This window comes from Heliomicrobium modesticaldum Ice1 (assembly GCF_000019165.1).
GTDB classification, from domain to species: Bacteria; Bacillota; Desulfitobacteriia; order Heliobacteriales; family Heliobacteriaceae; genus Heliomicrobium; species Heliomicrobium modesticaldum.
Genome location: NC_010337.2, coordinates 1,451,773 through 1,472,556 on the forward strand (window position 1 = coordinate 1,451,773; position 20,784 = coordinate 1,472,556).

The following is a 20,784-nucleotide window of genomic DNA, read 5'->3' on the forward strand; positions in this document are numbered from 1 at the left end:
CGGCTTGAATACACACCACTGTGAACAATGTGGGCGGAGTGGATAAAAGAGAGCTTGTGGGCAATGTGGATAATGTGTGGAACGTGGGTAATGTGGACAGTGTGAATGCTGTGGAGACTGTGGACAATGTGAATAACTAGGCAGATGCATCAAAAGCCGCGCATCTGGTACAATGATGGCTGAGAATGATATCAGAAGGGAAGTCGTCAGGCTTGTTGTTTTATCTCGCCATCGGACTCACCATCATCGCCAACATTGCCTACCATGTATTCTTGAAAATCACGCCTCAGAACAGCAACCCCGTCGTGGCGCTGGCGACGACCTATCTGACCGCGATGGTCGCCTGCCTGCTGCTCCTCCCGTTTTTCAACCAAGAGGGGGGCCTCTTCGCTTCACTGAAAAAGGTGAACTGGACCAGCATTGCCCTCGGTCTTTCCATCGTCGGATTGGAGATGGGCTTTATGCTCGCCTACCGAGCGGGCGGCAACATCAGCGTTGCGCCGGTCATCTCCAATACGGCCGTCGCCTTGCTGCTCATCCCTATCGGGGTGCTGGTGTTCAGCGAGGCGCTGTCGGGCAAAAAAGTGTTGGGGATCGTCCTGTGTCTTGTAGGACTTTATTTTATTAACCAGGTCGAAACCCCTTAGTATTCGGTAGCGGTGACTACTACCCTGAAAAATTTTCCAAAAAAATACAATAAGATGCCCGGGACAGTTCATTGCTAAACCGCCTAGAAAACATTACCTGTAAATATCAACATCATTTTTATGCGGCCTGACTTGTTTCCTCAATCGTTACTTTAAATCCCATGGCTTCAAGACGTTTCACGGTCCGATTCACCACAGACTGCTTTCGCCGCTGGTCATGATAATTTGCCCCGAGCTCTTTATACGGTTCACGATTTGTAACAATGTGATAGAAGATCACGAGAATTCGATGTCCCACCGCGAGGGCCGCTCGGTTTTTTCCACGTCGAGCCGCGATTCGGTGGTACATGGCGGAAAGAAAGGTATCTTTCGTTCTAGCTGCTGCACGCCCTGCTTCGACCAATGCGCTGCGAAGATGCTTATTTCCCTTACGTGTCCTCCCGGACTTTCGCTTTCCGGCACTTTCGTTATTCCCTGGAGCCATACCCGCCCAAGAGGCTAAATGCGCCGCGTCGGGAAATCGGGACATATCGAGTCCGACCTCCCCCAGCAGATGCTCTGCTGTACGACGACCCACACCCGGTATGGTATCAAGGAGCTGGATCAATTCTTCCGCCATGTTCATTTGCGAGCTACGGCATGATCCAATCGTTTGATTTGCTCATCCAGGTAGTCAAGATGTTTCAATTGCTCGCTCAGCATCATTTGTTGGTGAGGTCCCACCAATCCATCCAATGCTTTGGCCAATTTATCTTTCTTCGCTTTCATCCGCCCTTTGGCGTGTTGAGCAAGTTCCTCCGGTGTAGACTGACCTTCAATGATACTTTCGATCATCTTGCGAGATGATACACCAAGGATATCCGAAGCGACGGATGCCAGCTTAATGTTGGCTCCTTCGAGAACTTTTTGCATTCGGTTCAGTTCTCGACTTCGTTCATCAATCATGCTTTTGCGATATCGGAGTAATTCCCGAAGTTCCCGCTGAGGTCGGTCCGGAATAAAGCTTCGTTTCAGAAGCCCGTGCCGCATCAAGCTCGCAATCCACTCCGCATCTTTAACGTCCGTCTTTCGCCCAGGAACCATTTTAATATGCTGCGCATTGACCACCCAAGCTTCAATCCCGAATAATTCCAACAGATTATAAACGGGCTTCCAGTACACACCTGTGCTTTCCATCGCCACGATTGGACATTCCTTGCTTTGCAGCCATTTAACCAAAGATTTGAGATCTTCTGTCATTGTTCCAAACGTCTGTAGTTCTTTGCCTTCCGGGGTAATTACACAGGCAACGATCTTCTTTTTATGAACATCTAACCCACAGCACCGTTGATAAACAACTTGCATCGGCCCCACTCTCCCGTTCGGAGATATTTCGTACGGTCGGTGCAACAACCTCTTAGGTGTAATCTACCCTACGTGCTTCCTTGCGGAGCGACAATCTGGAGTGCACCAGGCTGCTGAGGTCCGTCTAATCATCGGGCTGTAACGCACCATAGTATTACGACCTCTCTTCGCCAACCGTATGTGGGGTGATTCGACAAATTCTGTTTTCATCCTCTTGAGCGCCCCGTGGCGGGGCATGTTTGTCTAATAGAGGAAGTTTGTGTGCTAGCAGACTTCCTTTTGTTTGCTCTTCCGCGTACCGGTTTGTTGACCAAAAAACATTCGGTTGCCATCTCATGATAGCGTGCGACAAGCTTTGATAAAATGGAATCTGGATAAGCAACGGAAGCACTACATGCACATCTAAAGAAGCAGGCGTCTAGATGATCTCGTGGATTGCCGCTGCTCTGGGATATTGTGCGGGGTGAATGTGACTGTTGATTGGATAATTTAAACACTATAAAAGCCGAATTGGTATCGTTCTTGAAGCAGTTGCCTTAAGGGTCGCTAATTTGTCTGGTGTTATTTGGATTGCGTAGGTTCTGCTATCCAGCCTTAAAAGAATAATTTTACATTGGAAAACAAAGACAAAGTAGCGAATTATGTGGTAACATATTTAGGGGGTGAAGATTAACGTGTAGATTTGAATAGAGGCGATGTATGATTCCCCTGCAAAAAGTAACCCCAGGAGGGTATAAGCTAGGAGGATAACGAAAACCCGAAACCGAACTACCATTCGCAAGCTCTAATTGGAGCTGAATCGGAAAGCAGGAGTGAAATGTCGTATTTCGGAAAAACACCCAACATAAACAAGAGGAATTATTTAACAGTTTTACAGGAATGAATCCAAAGGTACAGAAAAGCATGCAAGGCACTTGGGCGCCCTTGTTCTACGAACACGTCTTTTTTCACATCGACGAAACCCCCTTCGCTGTTCTATACAGCAGCCACAATGGGCGTCCGAACTTTCCGATCAACATCCTGCTTTCCCTCGAGTTCATTAAACATATGAAAGACTACACCGACGAAGAGATCCTGGAACAGTTCCATTTCAACTTTCAGGTCATGTATGCCCTCGGCATCCGCAATCTGGGCGAAGTGTACCTGGCCGAGCGCACCCTCTATGAGTTCCGCCGCCGCCTTTATGAGTACACCATCAGCCACCCCGAACAAGAAGATCTTATCTTCCGTCAGTTTCGAAAGCTGACAGAACATTTTATGACCATCGCGGGAATCGCAAGCCGAGAACAGCCTATGGATTCGACGCAGGTTCAGACCAACATCAAGCTCGCCGGTCGTCTTTCCCTTGCCTTTGACGTCGTTGAAAAAGCTGTGCGTGAATGTCCGGCCGCCCATTTGCCGGAAGCACTGAAACCTTTTGCCGAACCCGGTTTCCGGAACCAATTCCTCTATCGTTGCAAGACCAAAGAGACGCTGGGACGCATCCAGGAGATGCTGAATCAGTGCGCCCTGCTATTGGACATTGCCGAAGCACACCCGGAAAGCCTGCGGAAAGAAACGGTTGCTTTGCTCCAACGCTTTCTTCAAGAGCAGGCCACATACCATGCCGAAAAGAAGCAGTGGATCGCCAAAGCCAACAAAGACATCGCAGCAGACGCTATCCAATCAGCCCACGACCCCGACGTGACCTATCGGAAAAAAGGCCGTCAAGGCTATGTGGGTCTTGTAGCGAACGTAGCAGAAACATGCGCGAACGAAATCCCGGTTCAGATGATCACACACTATCAGGTCGAAAAAAACAGCGTCAGTGACACCGAATTGCTAACCCAGAGCATGGAGACTCTCAAAAAAGAAACCGGGCTGACCGATCTGTATGTGGATGGTGCATACTTCAGCAGCAAAACAGAGGAGCTTGCCCAAGAAAACCATGTCTGTATCCACTACACGAATATGACAGGGAGAGAAAGAAAAGCCGAAAAGCTGCCCGTGCTCGCCTTTACCTTCGACAACAACAAAGCCATCGTCTCTTGTCCGGCGTGCTACAACCCGCTGGATACATCCTTCGATGAAAAACGAAAAGTTCTCATTGCCGAATTCGAAAGAAGCACCTGCCAAGAGTGTCCGATGCAACCAGCTTGTCCTGTGAAGATTCAATCGAAGAAAGCCACCGTAACCATCAAGCAGTCGTCAATCCTAGCAGCACAAGCGCGCGAACGAACCATGCAGATCAAAAAGGAGCGCTTGGCAGCGACGAGCAAGCGAGCCGCCATTGAAGGCAGCATCTCTTCCATCAAACGAGGACAAGGTGCGGGAAGACTTCGGGTGAGAGGCATTGTCAAAGCAACGTTGGTCTTCGGCATGAAAGTCCTAGGGCACAACTTTCGTCAACTGTTCCGATGCTTCAAGAAAGGATTTTGCCAAAAACTTACAACAATCTATCGAGAGGACCAAGGGATAAGTGCGCCTATTTGATGGATAAAAAAGGAAATTTGAAAGAAATACGTACTGAGCATATACATATTTAGTCCATAAAATGGGAGATAGACTGCCGTAGAGCCCATTTTATCCCATTTTATATTACAGCAAATTCCAGGCAGGCGGCGAGATTACAAAGGAGCCTCTTGAAAAAAGTTTTTTTGCAGGGGAATCATGCACTGGTTCTCTGGACCTTACGGTTAGATACAGAACTACAACAGTCAATTGGTAAGTAAATAAGAGGAGGTTGACGAAATTGAAACGTCTAGTCGCTCTAGCTTTGTGCGTAACCACGTTCTTTGCCGTTTCATCCTTTGCTATAGCAAAAAGTAACAAAGTCGACACTGGGGCCGTTCGGGAATATGCATCAAAAATACGTGCAATTGAATCATCTCCTGATAATACAAAAGAGATTCCTGAATCCGTGAGTCGACTTAGCAGTACCCCAATGATTTTCCACAAAAAGTAATTCGTATTACAAGAATTTAATCCAATTTCCTTAGATAGCCATTTGAACACGTCGCCTTATCAAAGAAGGTGGTGCCGTCAAGAAACGAGATCCATAAAAGCGTATAGCAAAGCTAACCTTTGACACATTTTACATCCAAAGGTCTATCCCATCGAATGAATTTGATTTTTTAGGAAATTCTTGCCGTTTACGAAAAAGCAAGATAGAGATCCTTAAACGTTGCGTACCAGGGACTATGCGCCCCGAGCCGGAGCTTCACTTGTCTGGCATGTCTCACCAATCGAGACGCAATGGTGATCACATTTTGAAGTACCGTGCGTATCCGGCGGCGCTGCGTATGGGCCTTTCTCTTTAGGGGAGAATCCGGATGGTGTAAGCTCATTTGACCAACGATGCGAAGCAGGTTATAGGCAAGCGCACCGAAATGAAAGACCAGATCATTGACCTTAAATTTTCCACTAGGCAGTCGTTCCAAATCAAGGTCCGTTTTTAACTCGCTATGGAATTGCTCGCTGGTTCCGTGATCTCTTTGCAAATGGATCAATTCTTCCGGCGAGACGGGTAACGACGTCCAGTACGTGGCCACTTCTAACTCTGGAAGCAGCAATTGCTGCCCATTGGACAAGATGGTTCGTTCCACGACATGGAAAACCACCCGTTCACGTTGTTCCATATTGCCGACCTTCCACATTACACTGCCCATATACTCCACTTTTCCTTCCCGAACAATTCGGGCCTGCCCATTTTTAAGGGCGATGTCCCTCCACATTTCGGGAGTTTCTTGGCGAAGGTTGCGTTTGATTATGTAGTCAACATTCTCTGCGCGGAGGACACGTATGTTATCGACGCTGTCAAAGCCGGAATCCATGCGTACCAGAAGCTTCTCAGCTCCGCACTGGCGTGCGTAATTGATGCTCTTTGTTAAGAACTGGGGCGTTCCTTTCTGGCTATGATCTTTGCCCGGACGCAGCTCAACGTTTATGCAGTAGCCTTCCTGACCGAGGTAGGCCAGTATGGGCGCAAAGCCATCATGACCTTTGTAGGTGCGCGTCACCCCCTCTTTTTTGGAACCGGAATTATCCAATGGCGTCACATCTACGTCTACCGTCAGATAGTCTGTAGCGCCGACCCGAACAGGTGTCAGGGGAGCTTTTGCTTTTTTGATGAGACGAGCAGATTCTTCCATAATGATGTCGTTCCATTTCAAATCCGTCTCAACAACCTTTTCAAATCGTTGTCGTAACGTGGGACTGGAGGGTACGATGTCGACGCCCATGGCGTATCGAAAAAAGTCATCTCCACGAGCCAGCTCAATCGCATCGAAGTCATTCTTTCCCTGACAGAGAAGGCCCAGGTAGCTCAGAGCAACAGTTCCGTGGCTTATATCTGGTGTCAAACAAGTGGGCACAGTGAACTTATCCAATCGCAATTTCAATGAAGTCTTTCTTAACAAGGCGCCCACGAGCGCCAATCCAGTTACCGGTGTAAGCTCCTCATTCGATTGCTCGATAATGAACTTCTTCATGGTCATGCATTCACCCCGTCGGTGAGTTTAAATCACTCCGATTAAACTCGTTTATCTCTATTATACGGGGAAATGCGCTGAATTTCGACTATTTACTTTTTATCCTGTCACTGATTCAGGTATATTATCCCAACACAGCAGAAGATTTTTTTCGCCGCACGCCCAAAAGGAAGTCAGGTAATAAAACTCGGCTCTATAGATAAAAAAACAAATGAAATATCTTATTGGGGTGACGAAGATACAAATATTGAAGCTATGGTAGTCGACAGTATAAATAAAAAAGTGTTTATAGCTACTTATTCGATGAAGGAAGCACGTTATAATGTTATGCATCAAGATGGTCCTGCTGGTCAAGATAATTTCGTCATGCCGTTACATACTGTTTTTCAAACTGACTACGATTTTACTAATACCGTAAAATTGTTTGATGAGCATTTATGGGTTCGGACACTTATGACTGATGGTAATAACCTTGTTGCTTTATGCGACAGGAAATACAATGATTCCACAACCCCATCAATGGTTTTTTGTTATAATTTTACATCCAAAAAAGTATCAAAAAAACCGTGGGAGTCTGCAAGGCTACAGGTTGGAGACGCAAATTACTCTGCTGACGGAAAGAAAATATATGCTATCTCTACTATTGATGAGAAACGCGGACTGTACGAGTACGATACTGATACTCTCAAACAAACACCTCTATTTGTTCCCGAAAAAGGCTTTATTAATAACATTCAAATTATCAAATGAAAACCTACGAAGACCATCGTGTAGCTGCCCACCCTCATTGACGGAAACGTGTTTACTGTCAATGGTGGTGAGCCTTCGCATTTGAATTACCGACAGCGGCGGTTCGTTCTTAGGGTAGAACAACCGCCACTGGCGGTAGCCATTCATGGGTTCATCATTTTGCCTGGCAGCAATTCCTTTTTTATTGCTCACTGCCCACGGGTCGTGTCACCTACAGCAAAGCGTCATCTAGCCCTTTTGTGACCGCATGTTCATCGATCTCGTCTTCAATACCCATCTTCGGCAGAACCTATGCAATCCAAATAATGCCAAGCAAATGAGCGGCCTCTTACGGTTAACCGACTTAAGGGTAATACCAATCTCCTCTTTAAATGTTTAAATTATCCAGTTGATAGTTGCATTTATCTTACGCACGTTTATGGAAAAAAACACTTTGTTTATACCATTGCTTCGATAGGCAATCCCACCCTTTCACCCTTGGTCCTGTTTTCGATGAGCACGTAAGCCAATTTACCCCGCATTATAGCGGTATTCCAGGGTGTTGTAGCACTGCGGTTACTTTTTTTGAAGGGAGAACTCCCCGATGATCCCTGCTGTTTATCCAGTTATGTGCGGCTTGGCTTGTTGATCTACAGCTTGCTGGAGCGGAGGATTCGTCAAAACATGACCGGAGAGACGAAGCCGATCCGACTCACCGGAAACCGCTTATCCAAATTACCGACAGCGGCAGCGTTTATGCAACTGTTTTCCGATGTGGTCATCCTGATCAACCAACAAACGGATGACACCATTCGCCGTGTCTTGCCTCGACGATTTGACACTCAGGAACTACGACGCGCAGCCACGCAAGCCGGGATCGATTTTACGCGGTTTACGCTCCCGCCAGAAGGTCGACATTGCAATTCTAAACTATAACAGCGATTGAGCTTAAATTAAATTCGTCGGTGGAGCACTTTAGGGGTGTTGTGTTTACGCTGGCCTAAAATGCCCAAAAGCTGCTGGGATTGCCTGACCGAGAGTTGCTGGATATAATGACCATAACCAATGAAATTGAAAGGAAAAAGACGCCCCTGTCAAGGTACTACCTGCAAGTAGCACCAAGGGCGTCCACACAAAAAAGCATGATTATTGTAGCAGACTTTACGTTGGTTGAACACCCCGAAACGGGTGTTTTTTGTAAGGAGCGCGGAGCAGATCCCTGTCCCTGTTGTAATGGAGCACTGAACGGGATCGGAAGCCGTCGAAGGAAGTGCTATCAAGACACGGGAGAACGCATCACCTTGATTATCCGGCGGTGTCGATGCGCTGTATGCAAGCGGATTCATCATGAGCTTCCAGACATCCTGGTTCCGTACAAACGATACAGTAGCAAGAGCATCGAAACGGTGATTACCGGAGATGCGGCGTTGACCGTGCCGGCAGACGAATCCACCCTTGTCCGGTGGCGGGGATGGTTTCTGGCGATGGTCAATCACTTTTTGGGATGCCTGCTGTCTATTGCGATGCGGTTTGGCATTGCTTCTGCGGAAGGACGATCCGGCCTTCCCGAGTCCGCGCTCCAACGGATCTGGCGGTATGTGGGCGACGCCTGCGGTTGGCTGGCCAGGGTTGTCCGGCCGGTGGCGAATTCAAATCTCTGGAAGAAGCCATTTTGTTGCGGCGAGAGGTTCCCCGGCGCAGCATCGCGCAGATCATCCAGATCCTTGAATGGGAAGGCAAGGCAGAGCCGGGCAAGCTCAAACGAAGCACCCTGCAGGAGAAACTGGCCGAGCGCGGCTACAGCACCCGGCACATGCAACTGTACGCCAACACCGGTGTGGCGGCGCGGCGGTTCCAGCAAAAGCACCGCAACCAGCTTTGGCATTCGGACATCAAATACGGCCCTTACCTGCCGATCGGCCCCGACGGGGCGAAGAAACAAGTCTACTTGGTCACCTTCTTCGATGACGCCACCCGTTTCGTTCTGCATGGGCAGTTCTATCCGACATTGGACCAGGTGATCGTGGAGGATTGTTTCCGCCAAGCCATCCTCAAGTATGGGGCGCCGGAAGCGGTGTTCTTTGACAATGGGAAACAGTACCGCACCAAGTGGATGCATCGCGCCTGCGCCAAAATGGGCATCCGCTTGTTGTTTGCCAAGCCCTATTCGCCGGAGTCCACCGGCAAGGTGGAGCGCTTCAACCGAACGGTGGACGCCTTTTTGCAGGAAGCCGCCTTGGAGAAGCCCCACACATTGGACAGGCTCAATCAGCTCTTTTGGGTTTGGCTGGACGAATGTTACCAGAACAAGCCCCATTCGGCATTGGCGGGGAACGTCAGCCCGGACACGGCCTATCGCAGCGATAAAAAGGCGGTCAAATTCTTGGACCCTGATGTGGTCGCCAACGCTTTCCTTCATTGCGAATCGCGCAAGGTGGACAAGTCCGGCTGCATCAGTTTCGAGGGAAGAAAGTATGAGGTGGGACTTTCCTTCATCGGCTGTACGGTCGATGTCATCTACGATCCGGCCGATATCGCCGAATTGACCATCGAATACGCCGACCATGCGCCGTGGAAAGCGCGGCAACTCGTCATTGGCGAGCGCACCGGCCCACGGCCGAAACTGCCGGAGCGCCTCAGCCCGCAGAGCGCCGACTCATCGCGGTTGCTCGCCGCGGCAACCCAACAAAAGGAGCAACGAAAAGCGCGACAGGCCCCGGTTGTTTCCTACCGAACGGTGAGAAAGGAAGGGAACAAGGGTGTTTGAATCCTTTTATGGCTTCACCCAAACGCCCTTTGCGCGGGACATTCCGACGGAGCAACTGTATTCGTCGATCATGCTGGAAGAGACCTTGGGGCGGCTCGAGTATGCAGCCAGCCGCCAACTGTTTGCCGTCGTGACAGGCGACTGCGGCACCGGCAAGACCACCACCATTCGCCACTTTTTCCATCGCGGTGATACCAAGTAAGGACTTGGTGTAAATAGCATCCTCTTGGTACCCCGCGGTGATTCAAGGACATGCTCGATTCCGCGCGCTTTCACGTCATGTACCTGGCCGATTCCAAACTGACGCCCCGCCATTTCTACAAAGGCTTGCTCGAACAGTTGGGGGCGGAATCGAAGTTCTATCGCGGTGACGCAAAACGGCAACTTCACCGGGAAGTGGAACTGATGCGGGGGATCCACCGCTTGCAGATCGTGGTGATTGTCGACGAAGCCCACCTGCTGGACCGGGAGATGCTCGAAGAAGTCCGCTTTCTCCTGAACTTCAAGATGGACGCCCAGAGCCCCATGGCGTTGATTCTCGTCGGGCAGAGCGAGTTGGAAGAAAAGCTGCAGCTCCAGGCCTATGCGGCAATCCGGCAACGGATCGATCTCCAGTGCCGGTTGATGCACTACGATCGGGCGCAAGTCGGGGAGTATGTAAAACGGCACCTTGCTTATGCCGGCGCCGTCCACGATATCTTTTCCGATGGGGCGATCTATGAGATTTATCGCTTCTCCAGCGGCGCCGCCCGCCTGATCAACAAGGTCTGCACCCATTGCCTGCTCTATGGCGCACAAAACGGCCGCCGCATCATTGATGATCATATGGTAAAGCTGGTGGTCCAGGGAGAATTGAACTGATTCTCCCTTTTTTCCTGCCCTGGTGTTCTCGCGAACGTGGCCCGAATCGCACACCCCGACGTCAACCGCCTAATGGATCGTCCTCCATACAGACTGGCGTCTGTCAAGGGACGCCGAAGGCGGGGCGCAGCCCTTGCCCTTGACAGGCGACGGTCTGTATGAGACCCTCCGAAAGGCGGTGACGGCGGGATCGCAGCATCGATCCGGTATGTGTTGCCTTGACAGTGAAGCCGTCAAGTTTCGGACAATTAACATCGTCTATTTCTGGACGTTATACCTTAGCTGTAACAACATTAAATCGCAAACAACACTACATTTAGTAATCTAGACTACTCCATCATCGACCCCGTCTGCATGTACCGGGCATGGAAAGAGTGGGCCTTTTCGATGACGTGCGGTGTGTGGCCGCCAAGGGCGACGGCTTCCTCATAGTAGGCCCGCAGCAGGGGGCGGTAGGCGGGATGGGCGCAATTCTCGATGATCCGCTTGGCCCGCTCCCGGGGGGAGAGGCCGCGCAGGTCAGCCAGGCCCTGTTCGGTGACGATGATGTCCACGTCGTGTTCCGTATGGTCCACATGGGAGCACATCGGCACGATGCTGGAGATCCTGCCCTTTTTGGCGTAGGACTTGGTGCAGAAGAAGGTGAGGCGGGCGTTGCGGGCGAAGTCGCCGGAGCCGCCGATGCCGTTCATCATCTGGGTACCCAAGACGTGGGTCGAGTTGACATGGCCATAGATATCCACTTCCAGCGCCGTGTTGATAGCGATCAGGCCGAGGCGTCGGATCAGGCCGGGATTGTTCGATATCTCCTGCGGGCGCAACACCAGCTTGTCGCGGTACTTGTCCAGGTTTGCCATGACATGCTTGTGAGTCTCCGGCGAGAGGGTGAAGGAGCAACCGGAAGCCATCTTGACCTTGTTGGCGTCGAGCAATTGGAAGACCGAATCCTGCAGGACCTCCGAGTAGATCTCAAGATCGGAAAAATCGGAGTTGAGGAAGCCGGCGAAGACGGCGTTGGCGATGGAGCCGACACCCGATTGCAGCGGTGCCAGGTTCGGACCGAGGCGTCCAGCAGATACTTCGTCCTTGAGGAAGTTCAAGAGGTGCTGGGCCATCCGTTCCGTCTCATCATCGGGCGGGGCGATGGCTGAGTTGACATCAGCCTGGTTGGTGATGACGATGCCGCGGATCTTGGCCGGGTCAACAGGAATCGCCGTCATGCCGATGCGCTGGCCCACCTGGGTGAGAGGGATCGGTTGGCGGTGCCCTTGGTAACCGGGATCGTAAATGTCATGAATCCCTTCCAGGGCCAGGGGTTGAGCGACGTTCAACTCGACGATGACCTCTTTGGCCTGGGCGACGAAGATGTGGGTGTTGCCCACAGAGGTGCTCGGGATGAGGTGTCCCTCTTCGGTGATGGCGACCGCTTCAATAAGGGCCACGTCGACGGGCGGGATGGCGCCGGAACGGAGCAGTTCCGCCGTATGGGAGAGGTGCTGGTCTACGTAGCAGACATCGCCGTTGTTGAGAGCGGCACGCATCCGCTTTTCTGACTGGTAGGGCAGCCGGCGGTGGACGATGCCTGATTCAGCCAGGATGCCGTCGATATGAGCGCTGATGGAAGCGCCGGTGTAGACGTTGACTTTGAACGGCTTTCCTATCTTTTTCACACGCTCGACCAAAGCCAGGGGAATCACCTTGACGTCGCCGGCAGCGGTAAATCCGCTAAAGCCGAGGGTCATCCCGTCCTCAATCCAGGACGCTGCTTCTTCTGCAGTTACGATGCGTTCTCTCAGGGCGGCATTGCGCAAGCGTTGGGAAAGCATTTAAAATCCCCCTAATACATGTACTACAAAAAGACAGAAACACAGCGTAGGGTATCATAAAAAGTTTGCGCTTTTCAGCCCTTTTCGATCAAACGAGAAAAAAGGATGATGAACGAGAGAACATCCTCGGAATCGGGACTTAAAAGCCCATGAGCCGGCGAAGGTGACTGGCATACCGCTGACTGACGGGGATCTGGGTCTTGCCTTTTGTCTTAATGGAAAGCAGGAAGGTGGAGTGAAAATCGGGCAGGATCTCGGTGATCTTGTCGACGTTGACGATATAGGCCCGGTGGCAACGGACGTACTGATTGCGCGGCAGCATCCACTCCAGTTCAAAGAGGGTGTGCTTGTTGATGTATTGGTCGTCTTCGGTGAAGATGCGGGTTCGCCCGTTTTCCGAGTCAATATAGGCGATCTCTTTGAGGGGGATGGGGATCCACTTCTCATCACTCTTGCCGATGAGAAACTTGTGGCGCGGCAGTTTGACGATCTCATTGGCCAAAAAGGGCGGAATCACCGCTGTCAGGCAAGACCTCTCCAAGCCCAGTTCAAGCAGCGGGGTGCTGATGGCGAAATAGGGCACGCCGTAGAGATCCTCTTCCATGTACATGGAGATGGGACCGCCCGAATGAAGGGCCTGCATCGTCACACTGCCCTCTTTGAGGAGATCGCCCGGCTTGATCTTCAAGTCGACAGAGGAACTGGGCTGGTAATAGACAAAACGGTTATGTTCGGAAATGGCGATGGAGACATCCCAGGGCAAGATGCGACTGATGGCTTTGATGATACCTGAAAGGTTCTCAAAGGGGATGTCCACAGCGCGCGCTCCTTTCGCAGATGTAAAATTATCCAAATATTTATGGGTCAGATAGGTATTTTAGATAGGTATTTCAGGATAGCTTTTTAATATGTTAAAAGATTAAGATTTCGAGTATGAAAAACGTTGAGTGCTTGTGAGCCAAGGACTATACCTGGTCCGGGGCGGTGGGGAAGTGAACACGGAACCGATGGCGCTGTGGTGAAGGGTGGACGATAGGTGATAGAGCTGGGTATTTAGGGATTGCAGAAAATCCCTCGCAAATAGGCGCGCAAGTCGGTGCGGATCGGCATGAAGTACATGTTCGCCTTAGATTGCGCAACAAAGTCCAGCACCTTTCGGGCAAAGCGAATGTTCCATTCCAAAGTCGGTTCAAAATCTGCGGGAAAAAGGACATGGTTTTTCGTTTCCCAGTAGCAGGCCGACTTCTCCGTCGTCACCGGAGAAATGCCCCAAAAAACCTGTTGTCCCTCAAGCATCTCACCATAGATCTCCATAAAACGTAAATCAAAGAACGGCTGTGTAAAAAATCCGTCCGCGCCGGCATCGATCTTACGTTTAATGTAGTCGTATTCCTTCCGCAAACTATTCCGGTAGGGATCGATGGCGGCATAGACTTTCATGTCAGGGAGCTCCCGCTTGAACCGGCGGATCACGTCAATGCTTGTCGTGGGATACACCTTGCGGGACATATCCTGGGGCGGATCGCCCGTCACGATAAGAACCTCCGCAATCCCATTTTGTTGCAGTTGTTCCGCCATCTGCAGAGGCGCATCCGGATTCAGATCAATGGCCCGGATGTGGGGGATGGCTGTTGCAAAATAGCGCTTGGCACAAGTGCAGGCATCCCAACTGCGCAACGGAAAGCGCAACAAATCAGGTATGTTGATCCCCATGACCTGCGGGAACTCTTGCTGAATCATCTCGAGTTCGGAGATGAGCGCCTCTTCGGAGCGGGGGACAAGTTCGACGGTAATGCCTGTCATGGGCAGACCTCCATAGATTCGCATCATAGCAGGTTGTTTATTTTAGTGTATCTGTTTGCGCGGTTACCAGCAAGCCATTTATAACAGGAGTGTAAAAATGCATTCTATCTAGTCGTGCCTTGGAATGAGCGCGAAAGCCCTACAGTGAGAATGAAATAAAGCTACTTACAAATATCGACAGATTTCAACAAGACGAGTGTGGTAAAATTAGATGCCTTTCTCTTCCTTTGGGGCAATAGGCAACCTTATTAAATTTCAAAAGCGAAGCCTCCACCGAAATCCGCTAACCGGTTATCTTATGTAACCCCATGCAAACCCACAAAACCATGTAACCGAAAACAAGCAACGACGATGTTCAGCAACGATTCGTGTAACGTTCAGGCGAAAACGATTTTCCCCGGCTCCATCCGTTCGATAGCCGCCAAGGTTTCGATGCGCATACCTTCAGCCCGCAACGCGGCGCCACCACGCTGAAAAAGTTTTTCGATGACGATGCCAGCTCCGGCCAAGCCTGCGCCAGACTGGCGGACAATATCGACAAGACCCTTCAAGGCCTCGCCGTGGGCGAGAAAATCATCAACGATCAAGACAACATCATCTGCCGGCAGGAATTTCTTGGACACGGTGATGTTCACCGATTCCTGCCGCGTGAAGGAATAGATTTGCGATGTGTACACATCGCTCTGAGTGCTGGCCTGCTTCTTCTTCGCAAAGACGACCGGCACATTGAGGGAAAGCGCCACTGCCGAGGCGACGGCGATCCCGGATGCTTCCACCGTGAGCACCCGCGTGATGCCTGCACCGGCAAAACGATCCGCCAGTTCCTTGCCCATTCGAAGGATAAAGGCCGGGTCGATCTGGTGATTCAAAAAGGTGTCCACCTTGAGGATATGGGTGCCGATCACTTCTCCCTCGGCTAGAATGCGGTCTTTCAATTCCTGCATCGTCAACTCTCCCGTGTGCCGCCGACTTTCTGTTTACGGCGTGATTGTTTAATAGTCAATAAGATACCATAAAAACAGAACCCTGACGATATGCTTCCAATCAGCAGCCATCCAGAAGCCCGAAAAGGATGTACCTTGTGAACAAGCCCGGTGCCCAAGCCGCTTCGCTTGGGCTAACTTGCGTTCTTCAGCCTTCTTCAGCATTGCCCAACTCGGATGGCCTCCACTGGTTAAGCTCCATTGGCCGACCTCCGAGGGAAGAATAAGGGCAGTAAAAAAGATTTAGCGAGGAACTGTTGGAAAAAGGGATAAAAACTGTTCATTAAACTATAGAAAAATATTCAATTATGTGATATAATATTTTTATGAAGCTTAGTGAATGGGCAAAGAAGAATGGGATTACCTATCGAACCGCCTGGCAATGGTTCAAGGCTGGAAAGTTGCCTGTGCCGGCAGTACAAATGCCGACAGGGACGATTCTTATTCAAGAAGGAGGGAAACACGAAGGGAAAGTGGCCTTGTATGCAAGAGTATCCAGCGCAGACCAGAAAAGCGACCTGGACAGGCAGGTTTCACGCCTTTTGACTTATGCCAATGAACAGGGATGGGATGTGGGAGAGGCGGTTACGGAGATCGGTTCTGGATTAAATGGCCGCCGTCCTAAGCTTATGAAACTATTGGCTGACCCAAAGGTTAAGGTGATTGTGGTGGAACATCGGGATCGCTTGATGCGGTTTGGCTTTGAATATGTGGAGTCGGCTTTGGTCGCCCAGGGACGGCGGATAGTGGTCGTAGATCAATCGGAGCTAAAGGACGACTTGGTTCAAGATATGATCGAAGTGCTGACTTCTTTTTGCGCTCGGTTATATGGACGAAGATCGGCGGCCAATAAAGCGAAAAAAGCGATGGAAGCGATGCAGTGTGAAGATTAACCGGGCTTATCGGTATGAGTTAAAGCCCAACGTCGCCCAACGAATTCTGCTGGCCCAAAGGCTCCACCAATAGAAAGAAAAGCGCCTTGGCCTTGGCCCGTTTGCATCGGCGAATTCGCAACATCCGGCAGGACTTTTTGCATAAGCTCACCACGAATCTGGCGAAAACCAAGTCGGAAATCGTGATGGAGGATCTGAATGTCCGTGGGTTCCAAGCAGCAAGACTTGCTCCGCCTGTGGTTATGTCCGGGAAGAATTGCCCCTTTCGGTTCGGGAATGGGATTGCCCAAGCTGTGGCGTCCACCATGACCGGGATCATAATGCGGCTAAAAATTTGAAGAATTACGCCAAAGGCATTGCTTGATAACGAGTACCGGAAGTTCTCCGGGAATTAACGCCTGTGGAGATTCCTCTGGCGGAGACGGGCAACCGTCTAGTCATGGGTCGATGATGCAGGAATTTCAACGTAGAAATATTTTTCTATGGAGAAAGGAACGGAATCCTGGAATGCTGGCGAATAGATTAAACGTAACTACTTTCGTCCGGGGTGACACCTTTGATAGGCAACCGTTTTTTCACGCCTTCAGCGACGGCGCAACCTCTTCGTCATCGTTTACCGCCTTGGCATCGTTTCATCGCCGTCGGCGTCATTGCCGTGCTTTTGATGAGCGGTTGCAGCGCTCGCCCGGCGGCGCCGCCAAATTCGCCTGCCCGTTCAAAGGCCGGCGCCGAGCCGACTGCTTCAGGATCATCAGCGCCAGCAACGTCGCCTGTAACAGCTGCACCCGCCCCATTGGCGACGGAAAGGACCGCATCGCCGGACGATCAAACGCCGGCAGCCTCTCCGGTCTCCGAGGAGAACCGGAGAAAAGCGTTCGAATTGTACGAAAAGGGTTACTACGCCTTCGATGTGGAAAATGGACCGAATCGGCTGAAAAAAGCCATCTCCCTGTACGATCAAGCGCTGGCCCTTGACCCCAACTGCTATCAGGCTTACACGGGGAAGGGTATCGCCGTGGCCTTCATGGGCGACCTCGATGAGGCGTTGCGACTGCTCGATCGCGCCATCGCCATTCGATCCGATTACGGCTTCGCTTACTATAACCGGGGCCTCGCCTTAAAATATCACGGCCGTTTCGATGAAGCCCTCGTTTGGTTCGAGCGCTCGCTGACCTATGACCCAGATAACGCCTGGACATACTTCGGCATGGCGGCCATCTATGACGCCAAGGGAAACACCAGCGCATGCCTGGACAACCTGGCGAAAGCGATTGCGATCATGCCCTACTGCAAGGTGACAGCGAGAGAAAAGATCGAAGAAGACTTCCGCCATGTCAAGGCGTTGCCGGAGTTCAAAAAGCTGATCGCCGAGTGAGAAAGATGGCAGACCGGATGGTACAGAACCGTTAAGGAAGGATCATTATAAGAACAGGGTGGAAAAGAGAAATGGATGCGGAAACAATGAATGCCAGTAAGGACGATGCAAAGCAACTAGACTGGCAGGAGAACGATGCCAAGCCTGTGGGCTCCGACGCGACACCTAGAGCGGAAACATCCCTTGCGGGGCGCGACTTTTTCCGGACGTTGCAATCCTTTTATGAGTGCGCCATGAGCACCGTCTCGCGGATCAGCCAGCGGACCGACCTGACCTTTACCCAGTTGCAGATCATGAACCACATCAATTATCGCGGTCTTGCCCTTCAGAAAGAGATGCGCAAGCAGTTTCACCTGACCCAGGGGGCGCTGTCGACGGCCCTGAAAGATCTGGAGAAGCGGGAGCTGATCACGCGCACCCAGAGCCCCGTCGACCAGCGCGAGTGGGTGATCGCCCTCTCGCCGCAAGGGGAGAAACTGCTGGCGGAAATCGGCCAACCCCTGTACAACCAGCTGCAAAAGCTTACCGAAGCGCATCCCCAACAAGTAGGCCAGCTGATCGATTCGGTGGAGTGGTTTTCGGATACCTTTTCTCTCGAAGAAGTATAGCGGAAGAACTCTCTCGAAGAAGCATAGCGGGAGAATTATCCGGAAGAAGCATAGCGGGAGAATTCTCCCGGAGAAGTATAGCGTGCGAATCATTGTTGTCTAAGAGCGGAGGAAGAGAACGGCCCCTCTGAAAAAAGGGCCCTTGACTGAGCGGTCAAGGGCCTCTCGCGCGCGATGAATCACAGATCGCACTGGCTGTTGCAGGAGCTGCAGGTCGAGTTGCAACTGGATGTAGCAAGAAAACCGGGATCTTCATCGCTGTCATCGTAATCGATGCGCAGCCCTCGAAGATAATCCTTGCTCATGTCATCAGCCACAAAAGGGATCCCTGCCGCTTCGATGACGACATCGCCGCGTTTGGTTTCGAATTCAAGGCCTAGGTCATAGGCCGAGTGTTCCCGGCTGAGGGCAAAAATCCGGACGTATTTTGCTTTGCTTTCCTCCAGGAGCTCGATGAGCTTCTGACGCCCTTTCTCGGTCACCGTGATCACGGGAACCACCTCCACCTTGATTTTACCCCTCCCTGAACTAAAATCAATACAAAAAAGAAGAACAAACCAAGAGAAAGGGAAAAGAGGAAGGAGAGATGAGTCGCGGAATGATTTGTGAAGGGAATTGTGAAGTGAGGCGGGTCTAGAAGCGCGGCAAAAAACCCGGATGTTGAACACCCGGGCTGGATACAGAACCTTCATTCGTCAAAACGCCCTATGAAACGGTGATTTACGCGCCCTTCGCACAGATATGTAAGACTGTCGGGGTCTGCGACTTTCGCAGGTCACCCTTTATGCATGGGTGAAAGCCGCTAACCCTGCTGCTACGAGAACCACGATCAACAGGGAGATCAAATCCCATTCGTGGGAGGTCATTCTCGATTCATTCGTACAGGATTTCATCGGCTTCACCTCGCTTCGTTTCTGAAGTATACTTATTAGACAGCGAAGTGGGCAAAAAAGTTCCATTACAAAAGCGCTGGAGCGCCCATTTCCCACATATTTTTCGAGCATTCTGCCGGAGAACTTCTTCCGGTTGGCAATTGACGAGGAGGCAGCGCAAGTGTCCAAAAAACTGTGGGGCGGCCGTTTCCAAAAAGGAACCGACAAGGTCGTCGAGGATTTCCATTCGTCTATCTCTTTCGATCAGCGACTGTATAAGCAGGATATCCGCGGTTCCATGGCCCATGCTCGCATGCTCGGCCAACAGGGCATCATCGCCGAGAGTGACGCCCAGACAATCATTGCCGGCCTGGAGGGCATCCTGACCGACATCGAAGCCGGGCGCATCGAATTCGACGTGGCTGCCGAAGACATTCACATGAACATCGAGAAGATCCTGACCGAGCGCATCGGTGACATCGGCAAGAAGCTGCACACCGCCCGAAGCCGCAACGACCAGGTGGCCCTGGACATCCGCCTCTACCTGCGCGACGAGATCGCCGAGACGCGTGCGCTGCTGGCTGACCTGATCACCACCCTGCTCGACACGGCTGAGGCGAACCTGGACACGATCATGCCCGGCTACACGCACCTGCAAAAGGCCCAGCCGATCACCCTGGCGCACCACCTGCTGGCCTACGTGCAGATGTTTGACCGCGACCGCGACCGGCTGGCCGACTGTGCCCGCCGTCTCAACCGCTCGCCCCTGGGCTCCGGCGCCTTGGCCGGCACCACCTTTCCCTTGGATCGCATGGCCGTCGCAAAAGAGCTCGGCTTCGACGGCATCACAGAAAACAGCCTCGACGGCGTGTCGGACCGCGATTTTGCGATCGAGTTCTGCGCTGCCGCCTCCCTGATCATGATGCACCTCTCGCGCTTTTGCGAAGAGATCATCCTCTGGAGCAGCCAGGAGTTCTCTTTCATTGAGCTCGATGACGCCTACTCCACCGGCAGCTCCATGATGCCCCAAAAGAAAAACCCCGACGTGGCCGAACTCATCCGCGGCAAGACAGGCCGCGTCTATGGCGACCTGATGGCTCTGCTCACGGTGATGAAGTCCCTGCCGCTGGCCTACAACAAGGATATGCAGGAGGACAAAGAGAGCCTCTTCGACGCCGTCGACACCGTCAAAGGCTGCCTGACCGTCTTCATACCCATGATCGCCACCATGCGCGTCCGACGGGAAACGATGAAAAAGGGGGCCCGGGGCGGCTTCACCAACGCCACCGATGTGGCCGACTACCTGGCCAAGAAGGGCGTTTCCTTCCGGGAAGCCCATGAGATCGTCGGCAAGATGGTGCTGCTCTGCGTCCAAAAGGGCCTGGCCTTCGACGACCTCGCTTTTGACGACTTCCGCGCCTGTTCCGACGCCTTCGGCGAGGACATTTACGAGGCCATTCAGGTGGAGCGCTGCGTGTCCGACCGCAAGGTTCCCGGCGGCCCGGCGCCGGAAGCGGTTAAGGAAGCTATAGCGCAAGCGCGGCGGCGGTTGAAGGAGCAATAAGGGACAAACCTGAAACAATTCGCAAAAATAGTGATTGAAGCCA

Annotated in this window: 13 protein-coding genes and 6 pseudogenes; 12 read left to right on the forward strand and 7 right to left on the reverse strand. The window is 51.7% G+C overall.

Going from position 1 to position 20,784, the window contains the following annotated elements:
* Nucleotides 1-212 precede the first annotated feature (212 nt).
* Nucleotides 213-647: an EamA family transporter gene (locus HM1_RS06570; protein ID WP_012282531.1), complete on the forward strand. Its 435-nt coding sequence runs from the start codon at nt 213-215 to the stop codon at nt 645-647.
* 118 nt (nt 648-765) lie between these two features.
* On the opposite strand, the pseudogene HM1_RS16575 reads toward HM1_RS06570, so the two are convergent.
* A pseudogene (locus HM1_RS16575) lies at nt 766-1,991 on the reverse strand (IS110 family RNA-guided transposase).
* An 879-nt stretch (nt 1,992-2,870) separates the two neighbouring features.
* Here HM1_RS16575 and HM1_RS06580 point away from each other — a divergent pair.
* Nucleotides 2,871-4,463 (forward strand): transposase, encoded by a 1,593-nt coding sequence (locus HM1_RS06580; RefSeq protein ID WP_012282532.1) that lies wholly within the window; start codon nt 2,871-2,873, stop codon nt 4,461-4,463.
* Between the two features lie 659 nt (nt 4,464-5,122).
* Here the strand turns inward: HM1_RS06580 and HM1_RS06585 are convergent.
* Nucleotides 5,123-6,466 carry an IS1380-like element ISHmo1 family transposase gene (locus HM1_RS06585; RefSeq protein ID WP_012281207.1) on the reverse strand — a complete coding sequence of 448 codons (1,344 nt, stop codon included), beginning with the start codon at nt 6,464-6,466 and terminating at the stop codon, nt 5,123-5,125.
* 249 nt (nt 6,467-6,715) lie between these two features.
* Here HM1_RS06585 and HM1_RS06590 point away from each other — a divergent pair, with 249 nt between their 5' ends.
* The 4 genes and pseudogenes from HM1_RS06590 to HM1_RS06605 all read left to right on the forward strand — a co-directional run bounded on the left by HM1_RS06590 (nt 6,716) and on the right by HM1_RS06605 (nt 10,817).
* Nucleotides 6,716-7,210, forward strand: coding sequence for a hypothetical protein (locus HM1_RS06590; protein ID WP_207643773.1), 495 nt, complete (start codon nt 6,716-6,718; stop codon nt 7,208-7,210).
* 1,121 nt (nt 7,211-8,331) lie between these two features.
* Nucleotides 8,332-8,643, forward strand: a pseudogene (locus HM1_RS16180) (DUF6431 domain-containing protein); the annotation flags it as partial.
* A gap of 203 nt (nt 8,644-8,846) precedes the next feature.
* A pseudogene (locus tag HM1_RS06600) lies at nt 8,847-9,956 on the forward strand (DDE-type integrase/transposase/recombinase); the annotation flags it as partial.
* Nucleotides 9,949-10,817: pseudogene (locus HM1_RS06605) on the forward strand (ExeA family protein). The pseudogenes HM1_RS06600 and HM1_RS06605, both read left to right, overlap by 8 nt.
* A gap of 329 nt (nt 10,818-11,146) precedes the next feature.
* Here HM1_RS06605 and HM1_RS06610 read toward each other — a convergent pair.
* The 4 genes from HM1_RS06610 to HM1_RS06625 all read right to left on the reverse strand — a co-directional run bounded on the left by HM1_RS06610 (nt 11,147) and on the right by HM1_RS06625 (nt 15,390).
* On the reverse strand, nt 11,147-12,643 hold the full coding sequence (locus HM1_RS06610) for an acetyl-CoA hydrolase/transferase family protein (protein ID WP_012282536.1): 1,497 nt from the start codon (nt 12,641-12,643) through the stop codon (nt 11,147-11,149).
* Between the two features lie 139 nt (nt 12,644-12,782).
* Entirely contained in the window at nt 12,783-13,460 is a 678-nt protein-coding gene (locus HM1_RS06615) for a LytTR family DNA-binding domain-containing protein (RefSeq protein WP_012282537.1), read from the reverse strand.
* 236 nt (nt 13,461-13,696) lie between these two features.
* Entirely contained in the window at nt 13,697-14,446 is a 750-nt protein-coding gene (locus tag HM1_RS06620) for a methylenetetrahydrofolate reductase (protein ID WP_041313473.1), read from the reverse strand.
* Nucleotides 14,447-14,823: 377 nt separating this feature from the next.
* Entirely contained in the window at nt 14,824-15,390 is a 567-nt protein-coding gene (locus HM1_RS06625) for a xanthine phosphoribosyltransferase (RefSeq protein WP_012282539.1), read from the reverse strand.
* A 365-nt stretch (nt 15,391-15,755) separates the two neighbouring features.
* On the opposite strand from HM1_RS06625, the gene HM1_RS06630 reads away from it, so the two are divergent.
* The 5 genes and pseudogenes from HM1_RS06630 (at nt 15,756) to HM1_RS06645 (ending at nt 18,305) form a co-directional block, all read left to right on the forward strand.
* The gene (locus HM1_RS06630; RefSeq protein WP_012282541.1) at nt 15,756-16,322 is read left to right on the forward strand and encodes an IS607 family transposase; all 567 of its coding nucleotides are present in this window, start codon (nt 15,756-15,758) and stop codon (nt 16,320-16,322) included.
* A 101-nt stretch (nt 16,323-16,423) separates the two neighbouring features.
* Nucleotides 16,424-16,474: pseudogene (locus tag HM1_RS16545) on the forward strand (hypothetical protein); the annotation flags it as partial.
* A 101-nt stretch (nt 16,475-16,575) separates the two neighbouring features.
* Nucleotides 16,576-16,686 (forward strand): annotated as a pseudogene (locus HM1_RS16190) (zinc ribbon domain-containing protein); the annotation flags it as partial.
* A gap of 192 nt (nt 16,687-16,878) precedes the next feature.
* Nucleotides 16,879-17,697, forward strand: coding sequence for a tetratricopeptide repeat protein (locus HM1_RS15160; protein WP_083765178.1), 819 nt, complete (start codon nt 16,879-16,881; stop codon nt 17,695-17,697).
* 86 nt (nt 17,698-17,783) lie between these two features.
* Complete coding sequence (locus tag HM1_RS06645) at nt 17,784-18,305, forward strand: MarR family winged helix-turn-helix transcriptional regulator (RefSeq protein WP_187147820.1); 522 nt, start codon at nt 17,784-17,786, stop codon at nt 18,303-18,305.
* 179 nt (nt 18,306-18,484) lie between these two features.
* Here the strand turns inward: HM1_RS06645 and HM1_RS15745 are convergent, their stop codons facing one another.
* Nucleotides 18,485-18,796, reverse strand: a complete 312-nt coding sequence (locus HM1_RS15745) for a HesB/IscA family protein (protein WP_012282546.1) — start codon at nt 18,794-18,796, stop codon at nt 18,485-18,487.
* A gap of 562 nt (nt 18,797-19,358) precedes the next feature.
* On the opposite strand from HM1_RS15745, the gene argH reads away from it, so the two are divergent.
* Nucleotides 19,359-20,741 carry an argininosuccinate lyase gene (argH, locus tag HM1_RS06655; RefSeq protein WP_012282548.1) on the forward strand — a complete coding sequence of 461 codons (1,383 nt, stop codon included), beginning with the start codon at nt 19,359-19,361 and terminating at the stop codon, nt 20,739-20,741.
* The last annotated feature ends 43 nt before the right edge of the window (nt 20,742-20,784 follow it).